Consider the following 2933-nt stretch of genomic DNA (forward strand, 5'->3'; position numbering starts at 1 on the left):
GGGGTAGCACCAACAAAACGCGAATTTCGTACGCTAAGCAAAATTTCATAAAGAAAAAGCCGATTTCCTGTACGTTAAGGAATCAACTTTTTAGAGAGTAGTTATTATTTGATACATATTCTTTGTGATTAGCTTTAGAAACCTAATATATAATCTTTAAAAATGAGGGTATACATTAAAAGCGCTGCCGGAATAGCTCTTAAGATTAATAAATTATAGTTTTTTATTATTGTAATGAGGTTATCTAATGATTTTAGTCCTCTTTATTATATAATTCACCTGCTCTATATACACTAAAAGACAAAACTATTACAGATAAAATGAACAAAACTACCCAATAACCAATATTATATATCGCAAGTGCTACTGCTATAACACCCAGTATTAAAGTTGAAATAAAACCCCATATTATTTTTACATCTTTCATGACTTTATAATTCATGATTCCCTCTCTCCTTTCAAAAGAAATTAGTGAGGTTTAACTTTCTAATTTATCAAACTTCAATTTTCCGGCAGGCAAAAACACATCTTCTTTTTGTGTTACTTTTATTACTCGCATAATCCCTCTTACTAAACCAATTACATAACCAATAAACACTCCCAAACCAACGCCAATTAGTAATACTAATTTAGGTGATAACTCTGAAATGGAGGGGGTAAAATTAGCGATACAATACCCACCGAATAATCCTAATAGAATCACTGAAACAATGATTAAGAACCGCTTAAGTACAGAATGAAGCATAATATCCCGAATTTTTTTATCCATATTAATAATCCCCTCCACTAAATTTAAAAATCTTGCATCCATAGCATTAATAAATACATCGATTACTTCTTTCAAAGAGAGTTTCCTGTTCTCCAAAATATATAAAAATTCATCTCCATAGCGTTCTCTCCATTTTTTAGGATACAAATTAATAAGCCATTTCATATTAAACCTAACCTCTTAAATCCTAACTTAGTTACATGCTCAATTTCCCTTAATTTTTCTTGTAAATACTCTCTACCTTCAGATGTTATTTGATATGGTTTTCTTCTTTCTTTTGTAGAAATAGCTTCAATGAGCTTTTGCTTTTCCATGCGACTAATAGCACCATATAAAGTACCAGGACCAATTTTAATATCATAGGAGTTTTCAATATCCTCCATAATTGCATACCCATGTTTGTTGCCCTCAACCAAACTAATTAAAATAAATAATGTAGGTTCTGAAAATCGTTCAATTGAACTCATGATTCTTTTATTTATCTCCTTTCCATTATTACGTTTAGCGATATATCGTATAACGTAATAATAAGCCCCAAAAAAATATTAGTCAACTATATTTTCTGTTTTTATACCATTATCCTAATAATCGTTTTAAAATATTTTGAATTTCCGCATTTTTAGTTGTCCTCATGATTAATATCGAATTCTATCTATCGAGTTCCATAAACGACCGTTTATGGAACTTGTTTGTTTTTTAACAAAAGCGTTAAAAACTCATCTATATTGAGTACCAAAACCCATATCCAAAAACAAAGTTCCTTATTTTAATTTAATGAGGTTTTTGGTACTATTTTAATAGATATATTTAGATAGGAAGTGAAACAATTTGATTTTTGGTTATGCTCGTGTCAGCACAGAAGAACAAAATCTCGATATGCAAATAGATGCTTTGCAACAATATGGTGTAGAAAGGCTATATCAGGAGAAAATGACAGGAATAAAAAAAGAGCGCCCTCAACTCGAAGAGTTGCTAAAAGTATTACGTAAAGGCGATAAGATAGTTGTTTACAAACTTGATCGAATTTCTCGCTCTACAAAACACCTAATTGAGTTAAGTGAAAAATTCAAAGAACTAGGTGTAGATTTTATTTCTATTCATGACAACATTGATACCTCTAATGCTATGGGAAAATTCTTCTTTCGAATGATGGCAAGTATTGCAGAATTAGAAAGAGATATTATTAGCGAACGTACCAAAACAGGATTAAACGCAGCTAGAGCTCGTGGAAAAAAAGGAGGAAGACCACAAAAACATACTGATAAGGTTGAAATGGCCCTTAAAATGTATCAAAGTAAAGAATATAGCATTAAACAAATTACAGAGGCTACCGGTCTAAGTAAAACAACATTGTATCGATACATTAACAAATAACCTCATTAATTTTATAAATGGAGGAAATGTTATGAGAGGAAAAGAACTTCTCACGCCTATACAGAGGGAAGAACTATTACGTATTTCTGTTGAAACAGAACATGAGTTAGCACTGCATTACACATTTTCTACAGAGGACCTTGAAATCATTAATCAACATCGTAGAGATCACAATCGCTTAGGATTTGCTGTTCAGCTCTGTATCTTAAGATATCCTGGATGTACTGTTACGAATATGCCAGCAATTCCTGAAGGACTCTTAAAGTTTGTTGCTAAACAAATTGGTGTAGACCATACGGTCTATGAAGCATATGCAAAACGGTTCTGTTGCAAAGATTTCTAAACTGAGATAACCTGTAGAAAAAGTGTGAGCAGGAGAATGATATATGGGGTATTTTAAAGGAAAACAGTTTAAAAAGGATATTATTTTGGTAGCCGTCGGCTACTATTGTCGTTTTTCTTTAAGTTATCGTGATGTATCTGAAATCTTGAAAGAGCTTGGTGTTTCGGTTCACCCAACAACCATCATGCGCTGGGTTCATGAATATGGAAATCTTATCTATCAAATTTGGAAGAAGAAAAATAAAAACGTTCAATTATCTTGGAAACTAGATGAAACCTATATAAAAGTCAAAGGAAAATGGTGTTATTTATATCGTGCAATTGATAAAGACGGGCACACATTGGATATTCAACTTCGTAAAAAACGGGATCATCAAGCTGCCTATGCCTTTATGAAAAGATTGGTCAAAATCTTTGGAGAACCAGCGGTTCTCACTACAGACAAAGC

Annotated in this window: 5 protein-coding genes and 1 pseudogene; 3 read left to right on the forward strand and 3 right to left on the reverse strand. The window is 32.1% G+C overall.

The genetic code is table 11. The annotated features are described in order from the left end of the window. Positions 1-253: 253 nt before the first annotated feature. From Y7E_RS0128090 to Y7E_RS0128100, 3 genes are read right to left on the reverse strand one after another with little or no spacing between them, the layout of a single operon-like run. The gene (locus Y7E_RS0128090; protein ID WP_017154504.1) at positions 254-442 is read right to left on the reverse strand and encodes a hypothetical protein; all 189 of its coding nucleotides are present in this window, start codon (positions 440-442) and stop codon (positions 254-256) included. 36 nt (positions 443-478) lie between these two features. Then, positions 479-934 carry a hypothetical protein gene (locus Y7E_RS0128095; RefSeq protein WP_017154505.1) on the reverse strand — a complete coding sequence of 152 codons (456 nt, stop codon included), beginning with the start codon at positions 932-934 and terminating at the stop codon, positions 479-481. After that, a complete protein-coding gene (locus Y7E_RS0128100) occupies positions 931-1236 on the reverse strand; it encodes a PadR family transcriptional regulator (RefSeq protein ID WP_017154506.1) in 306 nt (101 codons plus the stop codon). The genes Y7E_RS0128095 and Y7E_RS0128100 overlap by 4 nt, the downstream gene beginning before the upstream one ends. Positions 1237-1597: 361 nt before the next feature. On the opposite strand from Y7E_RS0128100, the gene Y7E_RS0128105 reads away from it, so the two are divergent. From Y7E_RS0128105 to Y7E_RS30565, 3 genes and pseudogenes are all read left to right on the forward strand, one after another. Further along, positions 1598-2143 (forward strand): recombinase family protein, encoded by a 546-nt coding sequence (locus tag Y7E_RS0128105; RefSeq protein ID WP_000576159.1) that lies wholly within the window; start codon positions 1598-1600, stop codon positions 2141-2143. Positions 2144-2174: 31 nt separating this feature from the next. Then, positions 2175-2465 (forward strand): annotated as a pseudogene (locus Y7E_RS0128110) (DUF4158 domain-containing protein); the annotation flags it as partial. 64 nt (positions 2466-2529) lie between these two features. Continuing rightward, positions 2530-2933 (forward strand): IS6 family transposase (locus Y7E_RS30565; RefSeq protein WP_237741421.1); only part of this gene is annotated, 404 nt, incomplete at its 3' end.

Origin of the sequence: Bacillus bingmayongensis, assembly GCF_000299035.1 — a bacterium.
In the GTDB taxonomy this organism is placed as follows: domain Bacteria; phylum Bacillota; class Bacilli; order Bacillales; family Bacillaceae_G; genus Bacillus_A; species Bacillus_A bingmayongensis.

What these genes read in the sequence shown, in the direction of transcription:
- Y7E_RS0128090 (WP_017154504.1), bottom strand. Translation starts at nt 442, where the DNA reads ATGAATTATAAAGTCATGAAAGATGTAAAAATAATATGGGGTTTTATT.
- Y7E_RS0128095 (WP_017154505.1), bottom strand. Translation starts at nt 934, where the DNA reads ATGAAATGGCTTATTAATTTGTATCCTAAAAAATGGAGAGAACGCTAT.
- Y7E_RS0128100 (WP_017154506.1), bottom strand. Translation starts at nt 1,236, where the DNA reads ATGAGTTCAATTGAACGATTTTCAGAACCTACATTATTTATTTTAATT.